The sequence below is a fragment of the Nocardioides sp. genome (assembly GCF_031422975.1).
GTDB lineage: Bacteria > Actinomycetota > Actinomycetes > Propionibacteriales > Nocardioidaceae > Nocardioides.
In genome coordinates, this window is record NZ_JANPEO010000396.1 from 1 (window position 1) to 2,168 (window position 2,168).

Sequence of the window (2,168 nt, forward strand, 5' to 3'; positions counted from 1 at the left end):
ATCGACGAAGTGTTGGTGGTGAGCAACGCGGCGCGCCATTCCTGGGCCTTGCTGCGTAACCGGTTGGTCGCCTCTTGGGACAGTCCGAGTTCTGCAAAGGAGTCGTCTGGGTGTTCGGTTGCCGCGTTCATCGCATCGGCGAGCACGCGTGGGTCAAAGCCGGCGTCCTTCTCCTCTGCCAACGCACATAGTTGCTTCAGCGGGTAGCGCTCGGTCAACGCGGCAACGTCGACCAGATCTCGCGCTGCCGCACGCCCGAACAAGGCCAGGGTCTTGTCAGCGGCTACCTCGTCGGGGTGGAGCACGCGTCCGAAGTCGAGCTGGACCGAGTCGCGCAGTCGGGCATCGTGGGCGATCTCGACGACGACCTGGCGACCATCAACGGTCTCTACGGTGAGCCGGGCGAAACCGGGGCCTCGACGGTCGACCTCCACCCGTGCGCCCTGGCCGCGTAGGGCTTCAGTGAGCGCGACGACGAGGGGATCCACCTCGGAGGCAACCGGGGTGAACAGGTCGAGATCCTGGGTGGGGCGGACGACCAGGTCGTGGGCCAGCATGGCGTTGCCACCGGCGATGGCGACGTTCCCCGCCTCGGGCAGCTCGAAAACGATCCGGGCTACCCACTCGTGCAGCGGGTCCAGGCTCACGACGCCACGGCACCGAGCAGCGGGCGCCATGCGGCGCGCACGTGCGGGGACAGCCATAGCCGCGCCCACAGTCCCACCAGGGCGTCGGCGTCGATGAACCCGCAGACGTCGGACAGTCGGCCCTCGCTGAGCACGATCTGGTAGAGCTCGACCTTCTCGGCTTCTACGGAGAGGTTGAACTCCCGTCCTGGCCCCAAACCCGAGGAGTACACGTGCAACGGCAGCCGCACACGACCCGTCGTCGGCCCACGCAACTCCGACAAGGTCCCAGGAACCGCCACCGGTCGCTGCCACCCGTCGTGACGCGGCCCCAGATGCATGGTGCTCATCGCTGCCTCCTCTCACGAACAGCGTTGCACACCCCACCGACACACGACCTCCTGCAAGGGACGAGGCGCGCCGCCACATCAACACCCCTCGTTGACACAGAAGTGGCCCCCGGATGGTCTGCGACGGCTGCGCAACCCGATCGTGGACGAGCGGCCGAGTGCCGTTGCCGGTAGCCGGAGGAACCCCCTTCGAGCCGGCCCCACCCCATGGAGGTGCGCCATGAGCGCACTACTTGTCGGGTACGCCCGATGCTCCACAGACCAACAAGACCTCACCGCTCAACGTGAGGCCCTGCTCAACCTCGGCGTCGAGACTGAGCGGATCTACGTCGACCACGGCCTGAGCGGCACCAACCGGGAACGACCAGGGCTCCGCGAAGCACTCGCCGCCTGCCGCGCTGGCGACACCCTTGTGGTGACCAAACTTGACCGTCTGGCCAGGTCACTGCCCGATGCCCGGGCGATCGCCGACGAACTCACCACGCGACAGATCAGCCTCTCGCTCGGCGGCTCGGTCTACGACCCCACCGACGCCGTCGGGCGGCTGCTGTTCAACGTTCTCGCGATGGTCGCTGAATTCGAGTCCGACCTCATCAGGCTCCGCACAGTCGAAGGCATGAAGGTCGCCAAGGCCAAGGGCCGGCTCCGCGGCAAGCAGCCCAAGCTCAACCGGAAGCAGGAAGCTCACCTGGTCTCGCTGGTGCATAGCGGCGAGTACAGCTCCGCCGAAGTCGCCGAACTCTTCGGTGTCGGTCGCTCTACCGTGTATCGAGCCATCGAACGCCAACGCGTCGAGGCCAGAGCCGGCCTCGCTGAGGCGTCTTCAAAGCGCTGACCCGGCCACGACGCCGACTGTCCCGTATCCAACACCTCACCGGGACGTCGGCGTTCCTGGCTTGCCTGCTCGCTGGTGACGTCCGATTGGGGTTCCTCTAAAAGGACGAGCGTGGCAGTCGGACCCGTCGCGGTCCACGACACGCCAGCGGAAGAGCAGCTTGAGCGCTGCGACGATCATGCGAAATTGTCCGACCCTTGCCGGGGACTTTTTCTGCCTGCACGGTGCGGACATGAAAATACAATCGGCGACGATGACCCTCGACACCTACGGTCACCTGTTCGACGACCGGCTCGACGAGGTCGGCGAGGCGATGGATCGCGCCCGGACCGCCGCCCATCGGCGGCGCGACACCCT

Annotated in this window: 3 protein-coding genes; 1 reads left to right on the forward strand and 2 read right to left on the reverse strand. The window is 66.5% G+C overall.

Going from position 1 to position 2,168, the window contains the following annotated elements:
- Together RMO85_RS11975 and RMO85_RS11980 are read right to left on the reverse strand one after the other, a co-directional pair.
- On the reverse strand, positions 1–557 hold a 557-nt coding region (locus tag RMO85_RS11975; protein ID WP_310528953.1), incomplete at its 3' end, for a nucleotidyl transferase AbiEii/AbiGii toxin family protein.
- 86 nt (positions 558–643) lie between these two features.
- Positions 644–976 (reverse strand): hypothetical protein, encoded by a 333-nt coding sequence (locus tag RMO85_RS11980; protein ID WP_310528954.1) that lies wholly within the window; start codon positions 974–976, stop codon positions 644–646.
- A 142-nt stretch (positions 977–1,118) separates the two neighbouring features.
- On the opposite strand from RMO85_RS11980, the gene RMO85_RS11985 reads away from it, so the two are divergent.
- Positions 1,119–1,811 carry a recombinase family protein gene (locus tag RMO85_RS11985; RefSeq protein ID WP_310528955.1) on the forward strand — a complete coding sequence of 231 codons (693 nt, stop codon included), beginning with the start codon at positions 1,119–1,121 and terminating at the stop codon, positions 1,809–1,811.
- Positions 1,812–2,168: the final 357 nt, after the last annotated feature.

Excerpts from the sequence above, each read along its gene's own strand:
- RMO85_RS11980 (WP_310528954.1), bottom strand. The coding sequence starts at position 976 with ATGAGCACCATGCATCTGGGGCCGCGTCACGACGGGTGGCAGCGACCG.